This is a genomic window from Pantoea sp. GbtcB22 (assembly GCF_019091025.1).
GTDB lineage: Bacteria > Pseudomonadota > Gammaproteobacteria > Enterobacterales > Enterobacteriaceae > Pantoea > Pantoea leporis.
On the sequence record NZ_JAGXKB010000409.1, the window covers coordinates 1 to 256 of the forward strand.

Genomic DNA, 256 nt, shown 5'->3' on the forward strand with positions numbered 1-256 from the left:
CCTCATCATCTTCCTCAACCATTGGGAAGTCGATCACCCACAGCGGCCCCCAGGCTTTGTCATCAGTAATCTGCAGATCGCGGCCCACTTTCAGACGCAGCGCACCCAGCGCATCCCCCACCACTTTGGCGCGGTCCGCACCGAAGAAGATCAGGTCGCCATCTTGGGCGCCAGTACGGTTGAGAATGACTTCAACGATTTCTGCGCTGAGGAACTTGGCAACCGGGCTCTGTACGCCTTCGAAGCCTTTCGCGCG

General features: G+C 59.0%; 1 protein-coding gene. It reads right to left on the bottom strand.

Annotated elements, in window-relative coordinates; genetic code table 11:
• Positions 1 to 256: GAD domain-containing protein (locus KVT28_RS25615; RefSeq protein WP_306665702.1), on the bottom strand; the 256-nt coding region annotated here is incomplete at both ends.